The 21,932-nt window shown below is 32.4% G+C and carries 16 protein-coding genes; 13 read left to right on the top strand and 3 right to left on the bottom strand.

What is annotated here, in order from left to right:
* Positions 1-27: 27 nt before the first annotated feature.
* Positions 28-1,122 (bottom strand): AraC family transcriptional regulator, encoded by a 1,095-nt coding sequence (locus tag ACRD62_RS06650; protein WP_430819352.1) that lies wholly within the window; start codon positions 1,120-1,122, stop codon positions 28-30.
* A 185-nt stretch (positions 1,123-1,307) separates the two neighbouring features.
* Between ACRD62_RS06650 and ACRD62_RS06645 the strand changes: the two genes are divergently transcribed.
* The 6 genes from ACRD62_RS06645 (at position 1,308) to ACRD62_RS06620 (ending at position 12,275) form a co-directional block, all read left to right on the top strand.
* Positions 1,308-2,279 (top strand): WD40 repeat domain-containing protein, encoded by a 972-nt coding sequence (locus tag ACRD62_RS06645; protein ID WP_430819351.1) that lies wholly within the window; start codon positions 1,308-1,310, stop codon positions 2,277-2,279.
* Positions 2,280-2,289: 10 nt separating this feature from the next.
* The gene (locus ACRD62_RS06640) at positions 2,290-3,519 is read left to right on the top strand and encodes a hypothetical protein (protein ID WP_430819350.1); all 1,230 of its coding nucleotides are present in this window, start codon (positions 2,290-2,292) and stop codon (positions 3,517-3,519) included.
* A gap of 2 nt (positions 3,520-3,521) precedes the next feature.
* Positions 3,522-6,014 carry an IPT/TIG domain-containing protein gene (locus tag ACRD62_RS06635; protein ID WP_430819349.1) on the top strand — a complete coding sequence of 831 codons (2,493 nt, stop codon included), beginning with the start codon at positions 3,522-3,524 and terminating at the stop codon, positions 6,012-6,014.
* On the top strand, positions 6,007-6,705 hold the full coding sequence (locus ACRD62_RS06630) for a hypothetical protein (protein ID WP_430819348.1): 699 nt from the start codon (positions 6,007-6,009) through the stop codon (positions 6,703-6,705). The genes ACRD62_RS06635 and ACRD62_RS06630 overlap by 8 nt, the downstream gene beginning before the upstream one ends.
* A 26-nt stretch (positions 6,706-6,731) precedes the next feature.
* Complete coding sequence (locus ACRD62_RS06625; RefSeq protein WP_430819347.1) at positions 6,732-8,735, top strand: IPT/TIG domain-containing protein; 2,004 nt, start codon at positions 6,732-6,734, stop codon at positions 8,733-8,735.
* Between the two features lie 252 nt (positions 8,736-8,987).
* Positions 8,988-12,275, top strand: a complete 3,288-nt coding sequence (locus tag ACRD62_RS06620; protein ID WP_430819346.1) for a two-component regulator propeller domain-containing protein — start codon at positions 8,988-8,990, stop codon at positions 12,273-12,275.
* 39 nt (positions 12,276-12,314) lie between these two features.
* Here the strand turns inward: ACRD62_RS06620 and ACRD62_RS06615 are convergent, their stop codons facing one another.
* Positions 12,315-12,752, bottom strand: coding sequence for a T9SS type A sorting domain-containing protein (locus ACRD62_RS06615; RefSeq protein WP_430819345.1), 438 nt, complete (start codon positions 12,750-12,752; stop codon positions 12,315-12,317).
* Position 12,753: 1 nt separating this feature from the next.
* On the bottom strand, positions 12,754-14,253 hold the full coding sequence (locus ACRD62_RS06610; protein WP_430819344.1) for a leucine-rich repeat domain-containing protein: 1,500 nt from the start codon (positions 14,251-14,253) through the stop codon (positions 12,754-12,756).
* A 537-nt stretch (positions 14,254-14,790) separates the two neighbouring features.
* Between ACRD62_RS06610 and ACRD62_RS06605 the strand changes: the two genes are divergently transcribed.
* From ACRD62_RS06605 to ACRD62_RS06575, 7 genes are all read left to right on the top strand, one after another.
* Positions 14,791-16,104, top strand: coding sequence for an ATP-binding protein (locus tag ACRD62_RS06605; protein ID WP_430819343.1), 1,314 nt, complete (start codon positions 14,791-14,793; stop codon positions 16,102-16,104).
* Positions 16,105-16,443: 339 nt separating this feature from the next.
* Positions 16,444-17,694 (top strand): tyrosine-type recombinase/integrase, encoded by a 1,251-nt coding sequence (locus ACRD62_RS06600; RefSeq protein WP_430819342.1) that lies wholly within the window; start codon positions 16,444-16,446, stop codon positions 17,692-17,694.
* Positions 17,687-18,466 (top strand): hypothetical protein, encoded by a 780-nt coding sequence (locus ACRD62_RS06595; RefSeq protein WP_430819341.1) that lies wholly within the window; start codon positions 17,687-17,689, stop codon positions 18,464-18,466. Before ACRD62_RS06600 ends, ACRD62_RS06595 begins: the two co-directional genes overlap by 8 nt.
* 106 nt (positions 18,467-18,572) lie before the next feature.
* Entirely contained in the window at positions 18,573-18,974 is a 402-nt protein-coding gene (locus tag ACRD62_RS06590) for a helix-turn-helix domain-containing protein (protein ID WP_430819340.1), read from the top strand.
* Complete coding sequence (locus ACRD62_RS06585) at positions 18,964-20,010, top strand: AAA family ATPase (protein ID WP_430819339.1); 1,047 nt, start codon at positions 18,964-18,966, stop codon at positions 20,008-20,010. The genes ACRD62_RS06590 and ACRD62_RS06585 overlap by 11 nt, the downstream gene beginning before the upstream one ends.
* Before the next feature lie 62 nt (positions 20,011-20,072).
* Complete coding sequence (locus ACRD62_RS06580; RefSeq protein WP_430819338.1) at positions 20,073-21,089, top strand: DUF6371 domain-containing protein; 1,017 nt, start codon at positions 20,073-20,075, stop codon at positions 21,087-21,089.
* 10 nt (positions 21,090-21,099) lie between these two features.
* Positions 21,100-21,810, top strand: a complete 711-nt coding sequence (locus ACRD62_RS06575; protein ID WP_430819337.1) for a hypothetical protein — start codon at positions 21,100-21,102, stop codon at positions 21,808-21,810.
* Positions 21,811-21,932 lie beyond the last annotated feature (122 nt).

Raw genomic sequence — 21,932 nt, 5'->3', positions numbered from 1 at the left:
ACTTCTGATTTGTAAATCAATTAAATATTAGTGGTTGCTTTTTTTAAATTCCGAAGGTGTTTGATGGGTAAGTTTTTTGAAAGTAGTATTGAAAGAAGTTTTGGAATTAAAGCCTGATTCGAAAGCAATAGCAAGAATCGTGTAGTCATTTGAATCATCATTTAATAATTCTTTTGCTTTTTCTATTCGATACTGATTCACAAATTGAAAGAAGTTTAGATCAAAACCATTATTTATGGTATAGGATAGTTGATGCGGTGTTATACCAACCAAATCTGCCAGCTTCATAAGGTTTAATTCACTATCAAGATAAGGCTGTTCATTTTTCATAACAGAAATCAATTTGGTTTTAATTGATTCTAATTCCGTGTCAGAAATCAATTTTCGCCTGGAGGTCTCTTGTTCATCATCATCATGGCTTAGGTAATCCAACTCTTTTTCGCGGCCTTTTTTAATGGGAAATATTTCTTTTTGGCGCAATGAAAAGTATGCAATAAGATAAACTGCCATTACATTAATTCCATTTATAAGCAGGCCAGGTCTTTCTGTTTTGAAGAATATATTGGCAATAACGACAATAATGCTCGTAATGAAAATTTGTAGGATAATGTATTCCAGCCAGATAAGGTCTCTTCCTTGGTTGTTTGATGTAATTTGATGAAGTAATCTTTTGTGTTTCCTGATCTTCAGATATGAAATGGATACGTAAAACAATGCCTGAAAGGAAATGATGCTAATAACTATTAATGTCAACCAACTAGAATTAGTGGGATTATTAAAAAGAGCATATAAACAAAATGCATAAATAAGCGGTATGGCAAGGTGTATAAGGTCTCTTTTTCTAAATCGGTAAAAAGGATTGGAGTAAAAGATGATTGTAAAATATAATAATGGGGTAATTAGAATTTGGATACTTCTAACAAGTAAATTCCAGCTTTCTGGTAACTGGCCGTTAGAAGTTATTTCAATTATCTCATCAATCCAGAATGAAGCCCAAAAGAAAAGAAATATACCAAAGCATAGGTTACCTTTTTTATTTATTTTCCATGGATCTGAAAGATGAATAAAAGAAAGTAGTCCTAACGAACCAACTAAAAATATTACTAAAAGATTGTTAATCACTCCAATATTTTTGTCTTAATAAAGGTCGATGTCGAAAATAAGGAATTTTTGTTATTTGACATTAATTGAATGTTATTATTCGATATTGATTAGAGTATACCTGCTTTTGAGATTTATTCGAGAACAGAGATTATCGTAACAATTAATATTTTTGTTAAATTTGAGCGAATCTGAACCTAAGTCTTATGAAATCTTTTACATCTTCTCTCATTATATTTGCTCTGTTTCTTGCGCAGATATATTCGCAAAACAATAAATTTACCACATTACCTTCTACGGATTTAAACATCAGAGATTTTATTGTTATCGATCAGGACCAATTATACTATCCTGACAATGGTAAGATACTGGTTTGGGATTTATCTGATAACATTTTGAAAGAAACATTTGGGAGTGGTATAAACGAAACCATTAACTCTATAATTACAAATGCAGCCAGTGATTATTTGGTAGCTGGTACAAATAATGGTGAAGTTTATATTTTTTCAAAAGCCTCAAAGGAACTAATTAACAGAATTAAGATTGATGATTCAGAAGTTACTTGTCTGAACCTGATTGCAGAAAAGAATAAATTATTTATTGGATGTTCCAATGGGAATTTATATGAAATGAATATAGATGAAATTGGAACGACAAAGCTTTCTTATCACTTTGATGGACCTGTTACTTCTATTGATTTTTCAAAGAGTCTTGGTTTACTGGCAATCGCTAGTGGAGATGGAACAATTAATATTTTTAGATCACCTGCCTTCGAATGGTTGAGAAGAATGGAAGTTAGTAAGAAATGGGTGAGGGACCTTTCATTTAATAATTTTAAAAATAGATTGTGTGCTGTAGGAGATGATGGGAAACTATTTGATTGGAAAGTAACAAAATCAGAAGATTTTACTCTTTTGGATGAAGAGAATTTATCAGGTAATTGGTTGCTAACGATGGATATTAGTGAAGATGGTAAACTAATCTCTGTTGCTGGACTTAATCAAAAGCTTTTGGTAAGATCAGACTTCGGCACTTATGATTTGAAGTTAAAAGCGCCAATCACCAAAATTCAAATTATTAGGAGTAATTCAAAACAGATACAAATTGTTTGTTCTTTGCATGGTAGGGGTATTCAAATAATACCTGTTGCCAAAATGAATTTTAAGAGTACTTTTTAATCTAACCTTTATGCGATCATTACCTTTTTCTATTATTCTTTTTTGTTTTAGCAGCATAATCTATTCTCAAACAGATTTACGACCGGGTTACGTTATAACTAATGATTTAGACACAATTTATGGCTTAGTTGATTATAGAGGAGACATTCGGAATATGAAATTCTGTTCTTTTCAACAGGAAGGTCAACAGGAAATTAAGCAATTTAATCCGAAAGAAATTTTTGGCTACAGGTTTAATGATGGTAAATATTATGTGTCAAAGTATATCAATAATGAGCATGTTAAAGATACGGTGCTGGTTGAATTTTTGCTTAAAGGAATTAGAAGCTTATATTTTTATAAATCAGCCGATTATTATGCTTATTTTATTGATTCAGAAGAGTATGGCATGATTGAATTGGAAAGTAATGATATCGCTTACGAAAAGGATGGAGTACAATTAGTTGGGAATAACAAAAAATATATTGGATTGCTGACATATGCTCTTAAAGATTGTCCAGAATTGAAAAGTGATATTAATAACTCAGTACTTACTCATAAGTCACTAATAAACATTACAAAGAAATATCATGATTATAAATGTGATGATGAGTCTTGTATTATATATGAAAAAGAACAACCAATATTAAGTGTTCTTTTAATGCCTTATATCGGTTATGCAATTACAACGTATAAAGTTCAGGATCCTTATATTGAATTATTTGATTTTGATGCAAGCCATTCTTTGGTTGGAGGATTGGATATTCAATTTATCGTACCACGACTAAATGAGAGATTAACTCTGTTTACAAAGGTGCAGATTAATAAAGATGAGTTTCATGGTTATTATAATGAGCAACGTATTGGTCTTGAGTATAATAATTATGCAACGATAAAAAATACCAGGCTTTTAACGGGAGGAGGATTACAGTATACATATCCTAAAAGAAAATTTCGGCCTTCGCTAGGTATTGGGTTGTATAAGGATTGGAGTTTGGGTGGTGATGCTGGGTTTTATAGAGAAACAATCTATGCGGATCAAGAAAATGTCATTTACGAAGGAGAAATTAATGACGTCAATAATTCTAAGATAGGTTTTATACTCAAGATCGGTGGAATGTATAAGATAAAGAATATTAAGGTTTTCGTTAATTTTTCATACCTATCAGGAAGAGTGGAAATAGGAGGTCAACAGGAAAGTTTAGTCAGACCTAATGAGATTAATAATACATTTCAATTATCAACAGGAATAGTTTTATAAAGATGAATAGGAATCTTTACATAATATTTATAGCTCTTTTGTTTTTGAGGTGTCAAAAAGACTATCAGAAATCAAATGTTTTAGTCCTTTCCACGAATGAAGTTTCATATGATGGATCAACAAAGAATGGTGTTACTTTTTCTGCGTCAATCTTGCTCGATAGTAAACATGATGTTGTTGAGCAGGGATTTGTGATGGGTTTAAAAAAGGAACCAACAATTGATGATGAAGTACTAAAGGTAAATGAATTAAATGATAAGAGTTTTTCTTTTTTTTATGATTATGTGCTGGTTCCTGATACTACTTATTATTTAAGAAGTTATGCCAAAACTGAAAAATACCTGATTTATGGCAACCTGATTGAGTTTTTTTCAAGTGGATCTCAACCACCAGTAATATCAAAAATAGAACCGTCTATCGCTTTCTGGGGTGATACAATTCTTATAACAGGTGAGAATTTTGATAGGAATGGTAAGAATAATAAAGTGTTATTTAATAGTATTGTTGCACCTCTTATTTGGGGTAATTCCGATTCAATTAAGGTAATAGTTCCTCCTAACCTGGACGTATATGAAAGTGTCGTCTGTGTGAATTTATATGGTAATTCATCAGATAAAAAGGAGTTTAAAATACTTAGTCCTCTAATTACCGGAATAAATACTGATAGAGGTCAATATCCAGATACTATTATCATTGAAGGACAAAATCTTTCAGAATATTATGGTAGGTTATTATTCGGAGACATTAGTTTGGAACCGATAAGAATTAATCCAATAAAAAATCCATATTTAAAAATTGATAAGTTACATTTTCAAGTTCCCTTTTTAGGTGATGAGCAGGATGTAGATTTGGAGTTTAATCAGGCAGGTAGTGTTGTTTCAGTTAGTCCAACTTTTCATTATAATGAACAGTCTATTTTAGGCCTCTCAGTTGATAGTATTTATGCTACAGACACTATAACCTTATATGCAAAGAATATTGATTTTAGTAAAGTTGATGTGATAACTTCTATAGAATCTCTTTGTAATAAAGTTGGATTATGGAAAGATAGTGCAAGGTTAATTCCAAACATATATTATAAAGATTATGCACATGAGGAGTTTAATGTTAATTGTCAGGTATATAGTGAATTATATAAAAATCTTGTGACAATCTATAATTCGTCTGTGATTCATCGAAAGCCTAAAATCACCAAAGTGTTTGATTCAACAATTCCATATGGGGGGAAGTTAGAAATTAGTACTGACGGAACATATGGAGGTCGATGTCTACTTCATTTTAAAGGAATCGATAGACCTAATGTAACAGGAAGTATAGCAATGACCTCAAGTAGTGCCAAATACTTCATTTATCTTGCAGAGGAAATGCTTCCCGGGCAATACGAGATATGGTTAGAAAATAATAGCAGATTTTCTAATAAGAAGATTATTGAAGTTCCTTATCCTGTAGTCTCATCTATTCCAAACAACATTATTAAGCGAGGTGATAAGTTATTTATTGAAGGTGTCAATTTGCCATTTATAAGTAGAGCATATCAGTTAAGACATATTCAAAGTAATTTGGTGTTTAAAAGACCAAATGAATCGATTACTGTCGATAAAAATGAATATACAACATTAAATTTAATCGGAAAAGGGGAATATAGGCTTGAATTTCTCTTTGGAGATGAATTGTATCCTACGGATCATAATATCATATTGGAGGATTATTTTAGTTATGAAACTACTTGTGAAGAGTTTGATTATGAGCCTCATGGTGAGCTTTGCTTTGCCAAAGATTATAAATTATATTATCTATTAAATGATGAAAAAGCAATGCGTGTTATTGACATGAATACAGGTCATGTTGAAAAGATAACAACTAACATAAGACTTGCAGATAGTCATATTCCGGGAGAATTGTATGCACAAAACTGTATTTTCCCAACTATTATTAATGATAATATATACATATGTCATGATTACCATTTGCTAGAGTTTAATTTTGACTTTATGCATTGGGATGATGTAGTGGTTGAAGCTGAAAATGATAGTGTTATTCGAACCGCTGAAATCAATAATGAACTAATTGTAAATACTAAGAATAATAAAGTATATAGATATAATGGCTCATGGCAAGAACTGGGAGAATTTCATTTTGATTATTATACATTTGGTATTGGCGAATATTTCTATACAGGGTTTAATAATGGATTTTCTAAAGTGTTACTAAGTGATTTCAATAATACTACTTATATTTTATCTCCTCTCTATAGATTTAATTATTACTACGCATTCAAGCATTTTTTTGTATACAATGATGAAATTTATGAGTGTTTTGTACGTACATATTATTTAGAGTTGGCACGCCTTTCTCCTAGAGATGATTCATTCGAGAAGCTGGAGCCAAATATTATATCTAGAAGTACAACCTCAACTCGTTTTTTTCCTGATGTTAATGGTGATGTTTATTATTTAGTTAATAATGTTGTTTATAAATTCACTCCAGATGAATAGAATTAAAATTTTAATGTTGTTATTTATTAGTACAACATTTGCAAATTATAGCAATGCTCAGTTGTTAGAAACCCGACACCAAATAGGAATCACAGCAGGTTATGGAACCTTGTCCGGCATTAGTGGTAGTACTAATATGTTTTTCCCTTCGGAGGTAAATCAAACTGGATTTAGTTTTGATTTTTCATATGGGCATAAAATCTATTCATGGTTATCAGGAGGTGCTGCTTTAGGCTTTTATAATTTTTCAGAACCATCAACAAGAGCCGGATTTGCTCAAATACTGACCGATGGAGGTAATCTTATATCAGTTGGGCCACAATTATTTGTGCATTCACCTCACAAAGAAGGTGGATTGATGAATAGACTTCGCCTGGGGCTATCCATTTCTCCGCAAATGCATTTATATTCCGGAAGCAGATCGATGCTGGTTGACAATGAGATAATTCCATTTAGTGAGACAGAGTCATTAGAACCAGTTTATAATATGACAGATTCCAGTACTGGGTTTAGTTTGAAAATAAGTCCGGAAGCAAATTTGCGTTTATCGCAAAGAATTGGTCTCAAGCTGTCGTATAATGTGCAGTATTTCAATATTTATACTGGCTATGATAATGAAGGTACTTACCTAAATTCGCTTATGGGTGGTTTAATAATTACATTGGGTAATTATCGACATGTTTTTCTTTAGAATCTTGTTTATAAAATCTATCAGTTATGAAAAGCTATTTTTCAATTATTATAATGGTGTTGATTGTGGCTGCTTGCAATAAGGAGCAACATACTGATTTATTGCCACTGTTGTATACCGAAGAAGTAACTAATATAACTAAAGAAGGAGCCTTTTTTTCTGCCAAGGTTATTAATGGATACAACTCAGATATTAAAGAATATGGGTTCGTTTGGAGTAAAGTAAATAACCCAACTATTGACCGATCTGATAAATATATTATTTACAAGCCATTGGAAAGTGAAAATTTTAACCAGCTTGTTACGACAACATTAGAGGCAGGAGAGGTTTATTATGTTCGCAGCTATTTAAAAAACACTAGTCTAATTACCTATGGAAATGAGGTATCATTCGAAAGTATGGGTAGTAAAGCCCCTGTTATAACTTATTATGAACCTAAAATAGGTAATTTAGGAGATACCATTACGATTGTAGGGCAGAACTTTAGCTATGTACAAACTACAAATGAAGTAAAGTTTAATACGTCTTATGCAAGAGTTCTTAAAGAAAGTCAGGATACTATTGTTGCACTAGTTCCGCCGTGGTTAGCAAGTCAAAAATCAGAATTATCGGTCACAATAAATGGAAATAGAGCCATAGCAGACCAGCAATTTGAATTAGTTACACCAGAAGTATTTGATTACAGTCCAAAAACTGGGAATTTTGAAACGCTTGTGACCATAACAGGAGAAAACTTTTCGAATATAAGCACTCTTAAAGTCTTTTTTGATGAATTTGAAGCAGAATTAATAGAAGTGTCAGATGAAGAAATAATTGTAAATGTACCTGATGATCTGAATAAAAAGAGTTCAGAGGTTAGGGTTGAGATGAATAGTGTTTCTTCATTTGCAACAGAAAGTTTTAAACTACTGCCAGTTGTGTTATCAGAATTTTCTCCAAAAGCCATATTAACAGGTACTACACTGTCTATAACAGGTGAGAATTTTAGTCCGCTAGCTCAAAATAACGATGTTTATGTCGGAGGAATACAAGTTGAAGTTATTAAGGCAAGTAATAATGAAATTCAAGTTCAATTACCCACCCAGGATGAAATAATTTATCCTTCCCGAAATCTGTCCTTGGCAGTTCAAATAGCCGGGCAACAATACACATTTGATGAGAAGCTGATAATTAATGATCAATGGTTCAGACTTAAAAATGCACCAGAAGAATTATTAACATCAGGTTTTTCATATGGTTATGCCAGTTGTTTTGCAGGTGAATCGAAAGCATATATTGGATTAAATAATAGTAGTGTGTTTTTTGAATACGATCCGAATCAAGACGAATGGAAAAGGTTAAAAGATTTTCCCGGAGGAAACAGGTTTAATGGGGTTGGATTTGTTATCGAAGATAATGTTTTCTTTGGAACAGGTAGTTCTCCTTCACCTTATCATGTTTATTATAAAGATTGGTGGGAATATAATATTCAGAATAATACATGGACAAAACTTCAGGATTTTGCTGGTAAGGAGCGTTCAAGTGCTGTTGCATTTAAAATTAATAATTCGGGTTATATAGGTACAGGATATGGTGGCGGTACGCTCGAGTATTTTACTGATGTTTGGAGATATGATGAGATGACAGATGATTGGTCTAAAGTCGCTAATTATCCTGAACAGATGTTTTATGGTATTGCCTTATCAACAAGTTCTAATGCTTATGTGGGTTTAGGCAGAAGGTTTGCTACAGATATTTCTTTTATGTATCGATATGATCCGGGTAATGATCTGTGGATTAAAATAAAAGATTTTCCTCAAGGAGGCGATAATAACCGATCTTTAGGTTTTGTTATTAATGATCAAATTTACGCTTCCATAGGATATTGGCATTCATTCTATTCTTATAATATAATGTTTCAATCATGGTCGGAAATTGAAACATCCGATTTAATCGATAATCGCAATGCAATTGCTTTTAGTATAGATGGGAAAGGATATGTGGGGTTAGGAATGAATAATTGGATGTGGGAGTTTGACCCATCCAGATAATATGATTAAGCACTGAAACTTGAGTTCAAATTTGAAATGTTAGCAAATAATTGAAAAAGAAGGATCAATATTTCTTTATATTTTAAAACTTGTTTTGAATATCTGCGTATTTATTTGAACCTAACTGTTTATAAAACGCAAACATCTTTGTAAATTAGATGATTGTTTGTGTAAGGGGAAAATTTATACATCATCAAAGCATGTAAACAAAATATAAGATTCAATTTCTTACTATTAGCTTTTTTAATAGTATTGAGTAATGGATTTGCCCAAACAGTTGATTTAAAATTTCGCTATTTTAATCAAAGAGAAGGACTTTCTAATACCTTTGTGACCTCAATTATTAAAGATTCAACAGGTTATATTTGGGTCGGTACCATAAATGGATTAAATCGTTTTAATGGTGAGAATTTTAAATCTTACTATGATAATGTTAAAGATTCAACCCAATTACAACATTATTATATTACTGATTTATTTGTCGACAGTAAATCTACTCTTTGGGTTGTAACCCAAAATGGTTTGCATGCATATAATAGGTTGAAGGACAATTTTATAAGTTATGGTTTTTCTGGTCTTCAGGAAATTAGTGAAACCATGCATATTGATTGTATTGCAGAAAATGCTGATGGTGAAATTTTTGTGAGTGTATTTTCAACCATTTTTAAGTATGATGCCACCGAAAATATCTTTAAGAAATTTATTGAAATAGAGAATGGGCAAATAAGCCGTTTCATATTTGATTCAAATAATAATATTTGGATTGGTGCAATGTCTGGTGGTGGACTTAGTTATTACAACCATAACACTAAAGAGTTAACGAAGTTTGAAATTGGAGACTCCTCGTTTAAATTACCGTATGCTAATATTCAGGATATTGCCATTAAAGATGGTATGTTATGGATAGCAAGCAGGGGGAATGGTCTGATTTCCTATGATATAGAAAACCGTATTTTTAAATTGCATCCGATAGGTTTGCCTGATACAGATCATATTGTTGATATCATGGTTGATAATAATAATCAGATCTGGACCATTGATTATACGGGTTTAAAAATGTATGATGATGAGAAGGATTCTTTTTATGGTTATTATTATTATAGTGATGATCAGCATAGTATAAAACCTTCTCCAGCCATAATTTATCAGGATAATCAGAATAATATCTGGGTAGGTCATAACGGTGAAGGACTTGGCTTAAGAGTACCGCCAAGTGGATTTCAGCATGTATCAAATAATAAAGCAGAGCATTGGCATCTGGAACATATGGGTGTTAACGCTATTACAAAAGATTCCAGAGGAAATTTATGGATAGCTAACAGCAGGCCAGGTATAACAATATTTAATTACTGGGATTGGAAGATGGAACAAAAATTTCATCGAGAAGGAGACGCTAGAGGACCTGGCTCTGGAACAGTCTTTACTTTATATACTGATTCGGATAATTCTGTTTGGCTCGGAACATACGAAGGAGGACTGCAAAAATATAATTCAGAAAAAGACTATTTCGACAGCTTTACTCATAGTCCGGGCGACACTGCATCAATAGCTTGTAACGATATTCGTGCAATTTCGGAGGATGTAAATGGTGATTTGTGGATAGTGACATATAGTAAAGGGATTGATAAATTAGATAAAAAGGTAAACAAATTTTATCACTTCAATACTCTTAATTCAGGTATTTCAAATCCCTATGTAAATGATGTTCTTGGTACTTCTGATGGTGACTTATGGGCAGCTACAGTATGGGGATTGGGTTTTATGAAAAAGGGGAGTAGTCGATTCGAAAACTTTTATTTTAATTCCAACGATTCAAACAGCATAAGCAGTAATAACATATTCGTGTTATTTGAAGATACTAAAAAGCGAATTTGGGTTGGTACAGATAATGGACTTAATCTGTATCAAAAAGAAGTAAAGGAATTTAAGAGATTTAATAACGACATCTTAAAAACAACAATCTGTGGAATTCAGGAAGATAACGCTGGTAATTTATGGTTAAGTACCTACAATGGTATTATACGACTTAATGTAGAAAACAATGATGTGTTATTATTTGATGATATTGAATCATTGAATAATAACAGCCTCATTCCAAGGGCTCAGTATAAAGATTCTGAAGGAAGAATATATTTTGGAGGTACAAAAGGTATTACTCATTTTAATCCCTTAGAGGTAAGTATAAATATGTATCCTCCTGATCCGGTTATTACCAATCTTTACGTATTAAATCATATTACCGATCCCAATGATTCATCTTCAATCTTAAAAGAGCATATTAGTTATACCAAATATTTTGAAGTTGATTATCAGGATAAGATCATCACATTTGAGTATTTGGGTTTGTCTTATAATAATCCGGACGAGAATACCTATAAATACATGTTGGAGGGACTGCATGAGGACTGGCAGAAACCAACCAAACAAACTTCAGTAAGTTTTACCAATCTATCACCAGGTAAATACAAATTTCATGTTAAGGCAGCCAATAATGATGGCGTCTGGAATGAGAAGGAAGCACAAATTTCGTTTAAGGTAAATCCTCCCTGGTATAAAACTCCGTTGTTTATAGTTTTTTTAATTGGTCTCGTTTTCTTTCTGATATGGATAACATTAAATATTCATTCACTTAGAATAAGAAGGCAACGCAAGTTATTGGCAATGCAGGTGAACCGGAAAACCAAAGAATTCAGGCAAAGCAACGAAGAGCTCAGAACACAGGCCGAATACCTGGATAACCTAAATAAACTTTTAGAAGATAGACAAGTGCAATTAGAACAACAGTCTAAAATAATCACAGAGAAATCGGAAGAGCTTGAAAAAGGAAATGTGCGTTTAAAGGAATTGAATCAGACCAAAGATAGATTATTCTCAATTATTGCTCATGATTTAATAAGTCCGTTTAATACTATTTTAGGAATGACGGATTTATTGATGGAAGAACAGGACAGTGGTAATAAGGACGAAAGGGTTAAATTGGCTCATAATATTAATTTGTCAACAAGTCGTATTTTTGATCTGCTTCAAAATTTATTGTTTTGGGCAAAGAGTCAAACAAAAGAAGTGAAATTCCGGAGGAAGGAATTCATGGTGCTTAGGACATTAAAGGAGTCGACTCTGCATTTTCATGAAGCTATTTACCAAAAAAAGATATTGTTTCAACTGGAGTGTTCTGACGATCTAATAGCTTATGGAGATGAAGATATGTTCAGAACCGTTGTAAGGAATCTTGTGAGTAATGCAGTTAAGTTCACAAATTTAAACGGAAACATTAAAGTAAAAGCAATAAATGAAGTTCATCAAATCAAGGTTATTGTAGAAGATGATGGTGTTGGTATCTCCCAAGATAAGCTACCAATTATTTTTGATCATGAAGCATTAGCAAGTACTACGGGAACTTCTGGAGAACCCGGCACGGGTATTGGACTTTTCCTTTGTAAAGAATTGGTTGAGAAAAATAATGGTTCGATAGAAGTTCAATCAAATTTAGGTAAAGGGACAGCCTTTATTTTTACAATCCCTTTACCCAAAGAAGATTAATGATTGTTTAATATATTATTTGCAGTACACTTCTAATCATTATTTTATTACGATTTTTCTGGTCATGATTTTTTTAGACTCGATATCTTCAACTTTTAAGATATAAATACCAGGATTACAGATTTTACTGAGATTTACTGATCCATTTGAAATCTTTTCATGATAAAGAATACTTCCGGTAAGATCGATTACTTCTATTGAAAACCTATTTCCATATTTAATGTTAAGATATCCATCTGTAGGATTAGGAAAGATTTCTAATACTTTGCTTTCATTTTGAATATTATTGGCTAAATCCCATCTAGCTGATAAGAAGAGATCTCCCTCATAACCTGGGGTGATTGATTCAATTAAATCATCATTTTTATACCATCCACTAAAATCGTAATTGTTATAGACTGGAGCATTAAAGCTCGAAATACCAGTGCTTTTCTCATAATAATATGGATTTTCTGAAGTTAATGCACCTCCATTCAAATTATATTCGATATGGTAGATGTCGGTGAATTCTATAAGATGTTGACAAATTAGTAACCTTCTCGTTTGAATAATATGTATTTCCAGCTGCATCTATCCATCCTTTTGAAGAAAGTTCGGAATGAGTTGGTAGATAAAAATTACTTAATGAATTCATTAAAAAAGCACCTTCCTTAATGCATATTACATTCTCAGGAATTGTAATTGAGTTTATTGAATTCAAAAAGAAAGCCTGATATCCAATATAATGCAATGAATTAGGTAGATTTAATGTTGTAATCTTATTGTTTTGAAAAGCCAAATCTCTTATGCATGTCACTCCTTCAGGAATGGTCACAGATGTAAGATTATTAAGAATAAAGGAATGTTCGCCTATTGTTTTAACTGTTTCAGGAATAAAGTTGATTATATCGGATACACCTCCATATGATGTCACAATTGTAGGATCTTCCGTACCGTCAAAATTACGGCCAAATAAAATTCCATTTGAAGGGATACCGTTAATTTCAGTAATGGCATTACCATTAACTAATCCAAAGCCTATATCAGAAATAGATTCAGGAAGAGAAATTGAGACTAAGCTATTAAATGCAAATGCAAAACTTCCTAAAGATGTAACATTGTTAGGAATCGATAATGTAGTAATGGCATTACTGGCAAAGGCATTATCTTGTATTTCAGTAATGGTTTCAGGAATAGTCAATGAAGTAATTGAATTTCCGGTAAAAGCCAATTCATTGATCGATACCACACTTGATGGTATGAAATCAATGGCTTTTGAAGTTCCACCATATGAAATAATAGCAGAAAGGTCTTCGGTTCCGTCTTCATTCCTTAGGTATATTATGCCATCAGAACTTTCTCCATTTATAGTTGTAATCGCGTTTTTGTTAAAAGCGGCTTCTCCTATAAATGTGATTGTATTTGGAATAGTAAGTAAACTAATCTGATTCGAATAAAATGCAAAGCGTTCAATACTCACAATATTTTCGGGAATTACTACAGAACTAATTTGATTTTGAGAAAATGTATAAGCCTTTATTTCTGTAAGGTTTGATGGAATATTAATTGAACTAAGTTGATTGTTTTCAAAGGCACCATAACTAATCTCAGTTAAGGATGAAGGTAATGAAAGAGTGTTTATATAATTATTTGCAAATGCCTCATTTCCAATGGTAGTAATTCCATCGGGCAAATCTATGCTGGATAAGTTGTTGTAATTGAATGCCATATATTCAATTCTTGTTATGGTATTTGGGAGTTTAACTGACGATAGGAATTGAAAACTAAAGGCATTATTACCGATTATCTTAATTTCAACATCAATGCCATCTACATTAAAGAAGGAAGGGATTGTAATGTCTTTCTCAGTATAATTATTGAATTGTACAATGGTGCCAGTTGCTTGGTCAAATGTAACATCATTGAGTGTTAAAGTATAGTTTTCTGCCCAGACATTTAGGCTGAATAAAATAATGATTGGAATTAGCAAGGATTTCATAGTAAGATAATTGGTTAAAAAATAAATTTAAATATAATTTATTTTATTCCATATAAAATGAATAATTATTTATGGAAGTACCTCTGTGTGTAACTTAGTTGGAATAGAGGCGAATCAGAATATAACCTTGCGATCAAAAAGTGAAATAAGAAAAGCGCCCACGGTGAAATCTGCAAACGCTTTATTTTCAGTGGAGAATAGCGGAATCGAACCTGTGACCTTTTGACTGCCATACAATTTGATTTTGATAGATGAGCTTAGGTTTAAACTATAAGAGATAGTGACACTCAAATTTGAAATTTATCAAAACAGAATTAAAAACATTAATAACTAAATACCCAAAAGCAATTCTTTTAGGAGGTGATTTTTATATCATTGGATAGTGAATTAAGCAATTTATTGTATTTTTGCATTTATTGCAATGTGCATTACAGTAATGAACAATACAGTATTGATTGTTGCGAAAAAGTATTGAATTGCGATAGATAATACATACTGTGAGTTGAGTCTGAAGTTATTTAATTTAAAGTAATCACTATGAAATTTTATAATCGGGAAAGTGAATTGGCATTACTTGATTCAATTAGAGAACAATCAAAAGATCATGCAAAAATGACTGTTTTGGTTGGTAGACGGAGGATCGGAAAAACAAGCTTGATAAAGAAGTCCAATGAATTGAATAACTCCTCGATTTATTTTTTCGTTGCTCGTAAAAATGAAGTGTTATTATGTGAAGAATTTGTAGAGCAAGTAATACAGAGACTTGGAATCAAAATATTCGGCTCTATATCCAACTTTAAAGAATTGTTTCAATATCTTATGGAGTTATCATTGGAACGGAATTTTACATTGATCATTGATGAGTTTCAGGAATTTTACACAGTTAATCCTTCTGTGTACAGTGATATGCAAAATATTTGGGACACATATAAAAATGAAAGTAGAATTAACCTGATTTTATGTGGTTCAATATATTCATTAATGAATAAAATATTCGAAAATTCTAAAGAACCATTATTTGCAAGAGCTACAGATCGAATATTAATAAAGGCTTTTTCCCCAACGACTATAAAGAAAATAATGGCAGATAATAATCCTGATTATAAAAAGGAAGATTTATTGGCATTTTACACTGTCACAGGTGGAGTTGCGAAATATGTTGAGCTCTTAGTCAACAAAAATGCATATACTCTTGATGCAATATTGAGTGAGATTTATCGAGAAAATTCATTATTTATTGATGAAGGACGAAACATACTGATAGAAGAATTTGGAAAAGACTATGCAACCTACTTTTCAATATTATCATTAATTGCATCGTCAAAGACTTCCAGACCTGAGATAGAATCAATATTGGAAACATCAGTTGGTGGGTATCTTGAGAGATTGGAAAAGGACTTCAACATTATACGTAAAGTTCAACCCATATTAGCCAAACCGGGAGGTAGGAATATGAAATATACTATAGAAGACAACTTTCTGAATTTCTGGTTTCGTTTTGTATACAAATATCAGAGTGCGGTAGAAATCGGGAACTTTGATTATGTTCGAGATATTGTAGAAAGAGATTATAAAATGTATAGTGGCAGATTACTCGAGAAATACTTTATTGAAGATTTCAAAGAACAAAAAAAATTCTCAACAATTGGTACCTATTGGGAAAAGCGAGATTTGAATGAGATTGATATTGTTGCAGTAAATGATTTTGAAAAAACGGTGATTTTTGCAGAAGTCAAAAGAAACAAGGAAAATATAAGTATAATAGAATTACAAGAAAAAGCACAGAATATAAAAAAATCTTTTAAAGGATATGCTATAGAATACAAAGCCTTATCAATGGAGGATATGTAGTTCGTTATATCGTAAATAAATTATCTGAAGAATATTTTAGTTCAAAATATATTGAATTCGAATCTGAAGGGAAACTAAAAAGTTATAATTCTTCTATGCAAATACAAAAAAAAGCGCCCACAGTGGAAGCCTGCAAACGCCTTGATTTTCAATGTGGAGAATATCGGAATCGAACCGATGACCTTTTGACTGCCAGTCAAATAATTTACATTTGTGATGATTTGCAAAAATTTGTAAAATACAGAAAGACAGTAATATATAATTATGGTACTTTGTGTAAATTTGTGAAATTTATTGTTTTTTTGTAGTTTAGTATGCAAATAATATGCAAATTTTGACATGGCGAATATCAATAGAGACTACCAAATATCCATTTATCTGGACACTCGTAGAGCTAAGAAGAATGGAAAATATCCGGTTAAATTAAGAGTATTTACTGCTCATCCCCGGAGGCAAAAGTTATATCCAACTAAGTTTGAATTCACAGAGGATGAATTCGACCTGATATGGTCTGTGGAAAAACCGAGAGGAAAATGGAAGGACTATAAAATACTATTGAAGGGACTGGAAACAACTACATATGAAAAAGCGGATTCTTTAGATGAATTTACTTTTGAGGACTTTGAACTACTTATAGCGCCCAATAAGGTTCAGGTTAAACGCACTGTTAACGAATACTACAATGCAGCAATTGATAATTATAAGCACAACAATAAATTAACTACTGCAACGAGTTATGAATACAGTTTAAAATCACTTATTCAATTTTCAAGTAATGATGAATTGTACTTTAAAACTATAACAGTACAATGGTTAAAAGACTATCAATTCCATATGGAATCGTTAGGGCGAAGTCGAACATCAATTGGTATGTATTTGCGAAATCTAAAAGCTATTTTCAACAGTGCGATTGCAGATGGAGTTATAAAACAGGAGATTTATCCTTTTGGGAAAGGAAAGTATCAAATACCAACCTCGAAGAAAGTCAAAACAGCACTTTCTGAAGAGGAACTAAAAGTATTAATGAAGGGAGAGCCAAAAACAGAAGAGCAAGAAAAGGCTAAAGCGTTCTGGTTTTTCTCCTATGCTTGTAATGGTATGAATGTTAAAGATATTGCGAATGTTAAATACAAGGATTTTATTGACGATGATACATTTTATTATTACCGAAATAAAATCAAAGACACTGATGTAGAACACAAACCAATTATAATTTACCTTAATCCTTTCACAAAAGAGGTCATTAAAAAGTATGGTAATAAGAAAATTAACAACGAAACATACTTATTTCCAATATTATCCCAAGGCTTTAGTCAAGCGGAAACGGACAGAGCGGTTAATAATTTCAACCGTTTTATTAGTCAGCATATGAAAAAATATGCGCAAAGTCTTGAATTAGATATTAAAATTAATAGTAAAATTGCCAGACACTCCTTTGCAACAAACCTAATTAGGAAAGGAGCTGGAATGGAGCTTGCGCAAGAATCACTTGGGCATACTGATATTAAAACGACAAAAGCATATTTTGCTGGTTTTGCCGATGACCAGAAAAGAGATATAGCTAATAAAATGATGGATTTTAATGACTGATACGGAAAGAAAAATAATAGCGATTGATAAAATCATAAACGAATTGAACGAAATATATCAGGGATGGGTTGAAATTTTTCCTTTCGAACTAGACATGTTTAAACACTTAAAGGAAAAGTATAAAAACGAACTTCCTATCATAAAAAACAACGAAGCATTATATTACAAAGATTTGAACGAGGTTCATATCAATTTTTATTCTCCCAAAACCTTTTTTAGGTATTTGTCACAGCTAACAATGTCAATCCTTGGAAGTATTAATACCTTATCATTATACGACGATGGTAAAATTGATGACATTCAAAAGCACAAGTTGGAGATTATACTTAACAACCGAAAAACTGAGATAAGAGCGCAGGTGAGCAGAACCAGATATCAAAAACCTGAATACGTCGATTATTTGTTAGAATGGTTTGAGAAAGAAGAAATATTTATTGATAAGATTGCTCCGTTTTTTAAACAAAACGACGATTCTCCTGTGGAAAAAAAAGTACCTGCAAAATGGTACGCATTATTACACATTTTTAAAATCAATGCAGGTTTTGAGATAGCTTTTCCTTTAAATGAGAATGACCAGTTTGATTATAAACTCATAAAGCAATTCGCAGAAGACAACTACCCAGTTAAAAATGGACAAGGTTTCTATAGGGCATTTAAGGAGTTTTATGGTGTAAGTGAAAAAGTAATTAATAATTCATTTGGTTCTGATTATAAAGAAAAACTAATTGGATTGACAGAAGACAAGGATTTAATAGGATACATTAAATCCTAAAAACTTAACTGCTTCATTAAATGCATGTAAAAATCCATGTATTTACACAGCACAATACACAGTGCAAACCAACCATAAGTTTGTTTCAAATTTTAAAAACAGACTTATGGATAATTCCACGTTACAACAAAAAGAAACAAACGAAACCGTTAATCAAGCTACCAATGTTTTTATCGACAACATTGCTAAAGCTATTGCCAACCAAGTAGCTAACCATCTTGCCAATCAAGTAGTTCCATTACTAAGCACTGAAAAGAGGGAACCTCAAGACAAGCTTCTAAATATTGACGAAGCTTGCGAAGTACTACACTTAGAAAAACCGACTGTTTACTCAAAAGTTAGCCGGGGCGAATTGCCACATATGAAGAAAGGTAAACGCCTATATTTCTCAAGAGAAGCACTTCTTGAATATATCCACTCAGGCAGGGTTAAGACAAATGATGAGTTGGCAGACAGCGCACTGGACTATTTGAACATCAGAAAGGGAGGTGCTTCGGATGGAAGATAAAAACTCAATATCCCTTGATGCTATAAAGCAAGATGCATTAAAACAATCACTGCTAGTGGAGGATGCAGAAGCAGTTCAGGGGCTATTCATTGTAAAATCTGCCAATAAGTGGATTGACGAAGCTAAGAATAGACCAATACCTAAAATGCTTTTTTCTGAATTTTGGCACGAAAGTGAATTATGCATATTGTTTGCCGACACTAACTTAGGGAAAAGCATTTTAGCAGTTCAAATTGCCAATAGTATTTCAAAAGGCATACCAATAAGAGGCTTTAAACTGGAAGCTTTACAACAAAAGGTCTTATACTTTGATTTTGAACTATCAGACAAGCAGTTTGAAGTAAGGTATTCGGATAACTATACAAACCACTATCGTTTTAACGAACGCTTCCAGAGAGTTGAAATAAATACAGATGCGGAATTACCGGATAATGTATCGTTTGAGAACTTTTTAAACGAATCACTGGAGAAAGCCATATTAAAAACGGGGGCACGTATTTTAATCATTGACAATATTACTTTTTTGGGCAATGACAATGAAAAAGCCAAGGATGCCTTACCACTTATGAAACACTTAAAGGCTCTTAAGAAAAAATACGCGCTCTCTATCTTAGTGTTAGCGCATACACCTAAAAGAGATTCATCGAAACCAATTACTGTTAATGATATCCAAGGAAGTAAAATGCTATCAAATTTTACAGATAGCAGTTTCGCCATCGGTTTAAGTCATAAAGACAAAAGTTTGCGCTATATCAAGCAAATTAAACAGCGTAACTCTGAACAAGTATATGATGCAGAAAACATTATAATCTGTGAGATTAATAAGCAAACTAACTTTTTGGAGTTCCATTTTGTTGATTTTAGCTCTGAAATAGAGCACCTTAAACAGATTGATAAGTCAGAAAGAGCAGAGCTGGAACAAAACATACTTCAACTAAAAAAGGAAAACTCAGGATTAAGCAATCGAAAAATTGCTGAGCAACTTGGCACTAATGCAATGCAAGTTGGAAGAGTATTAAAAAGGCACAATCTGTAACAAGTGTAACAGATGTAACAGTGTTATACTTGTTACAGGTTGTTACACCACATCTCTCAGTTATGAACTTTGAAATAGAGAAATATAATCAATATAATCTTCCTGAAGGTAGGCGGTATAGCACTTGTCCTATATGCTCTGAACATCGTAAAAAAAGCAAGGAAAAGTGCATGATGCTTGACTGGAAAACTGGATTAGGCACGTGTCAACATTGCGGAAAAGTAATTCAACTCCATACATACAAGAGCAAAAGAACTAGTTCTGACCTTAAATACATTAACTACAACCCCCCAGCTAGAAAGATTGAAGAAAGAATATCATTCATTCCCTCAGAAACAGTTAAGGCGTCTTTGCAGCGATATGACGATAATAACTTTGTGACTTTTCTTAATAGCATTTTTGGAAACAAAAAAGTCCTTGAATTAGTCAGCAGATATTTTGTTGGAACATCTAAAAAATGGAATGGTGCAACTGTATTTTGGCAAACCGACATTAATGGAAGAGCAAGGTCTGGTAAGATAATGCTTTATAATGCTACAACAGGCAAACGCACTAAAAAACCCAAAAACTATTTCTCGGTGGTTCATACCGAGCTTAATCTTAAAGACTTCAATTATAAGATGTGTCTGTTTGGAGAGCATCTATTAAAAGAAAACAAGCCCATTGCACTTGTTGAGAGTGAAAAGACCGCTATCATAGCAAGTGCCTACCTACCTAAATTCACATGGTTAGCTACCGGTGGAATGCAAAACTTTAGCGCAGAAAGGTGTAAAGTGCTCAAAGGTAAAACCGTTGTTCTTTACCCAGACTTAAATGCAGTTGAAGATTGGACTATCAAAGCTGCTGAAATTGAGAAATCTATTAACGTAAAGTTTTTAGTATCTGACTTACTGCAAAAACATGCCAGTGAAGAAGAAATTACAAAAGGGCTAGACCTTGCTGATTTTCTTGTTCGTTACAAGTGGCAAGAAGAAACAGAGCCAATATCAGAAGAGCAAAAACGATTAAATGCGTTAACTGCTAAAAATCCCAACCTTTCTCTTCTAATCGAAAAATTTGATTTAGTAATAACCGATTAAATATTTAAACATGAATAACAAAACATGCCTTAATTGTGGAGAATCATTCACTCCTAAACGTTCCGATGCAGTATGCTGTTCCGATAAGTGCCGTGCTGCATATAATTACAAGAAGAAACAGCGCAAAAACGGCAATATGGATTTACACCAAATAGATAATATTGCGCAACAACAAGAAAATGATGTTATTATTGAAGGAGTATTAGATACACAGTATCTTATTTCAAAATGCAATGAGTGCGAAACTAAGCTGGAAGCTATTAATGCCCAAATAGAACAGTTGGAAGTCGATAAAAGTAAGCTTTCTGCGCAAATATTAGTTATTGAAGAAGAAGTTTTATCAATTGAAAGTGGTGACAAAGCCAAATTGATGAAACTTATGAGCTTATCGGACTTAGTTCTTTATAACAATTATCTTAATAGCGCATATTTAACAGAAAAGAAGAAGGGAAACGAGTTTGCTTATAATCGTTTAAAATCTGAGCTTGACTTGGCGAATAAGTTTAATCCAACGTTACGAGTAGAGATTGATGATTACCGAAATCGAATTAAGGATGCCATTCAAAAACATGACTTAGAAATTGCCAATAAGCAACTTCTTACAACAGCCTTTCAGAACCAAATTGAGGATATCTGCGCAAGAATTAAAGAGTTACAAAATCAGTTGCGCTTTTACGAAGCACGAGTATTGAAATATGAAGCCTTGTTGTTATCCGTTTAATCTATATTCGCATAACGATGGATAAAATGTAAGCATCCGGTAAACTCCGCCTAAAATATCCCCATGTCAGTTTTTATTTTTCGGAAAACTAAAAACGAACGACATGCTAAACGCTAAGAAAT

The sequence above is a fragment of the Carboxylicivirga caseinilyticus genome, assembly GCF_050589785.1.
Lineage (GTDB): Bacteria > Bacteroidota > Bacteroidia > Bacteroidales > Marinilabiliaceae > Carboxylicivirga > Carboxylicivirga caseinilyticus.
The sequence above is the reverse complement of the archived record's forward strand: the minus strand, read 5'-3'. Positions and strand labels throughout refer to the sequence as shown.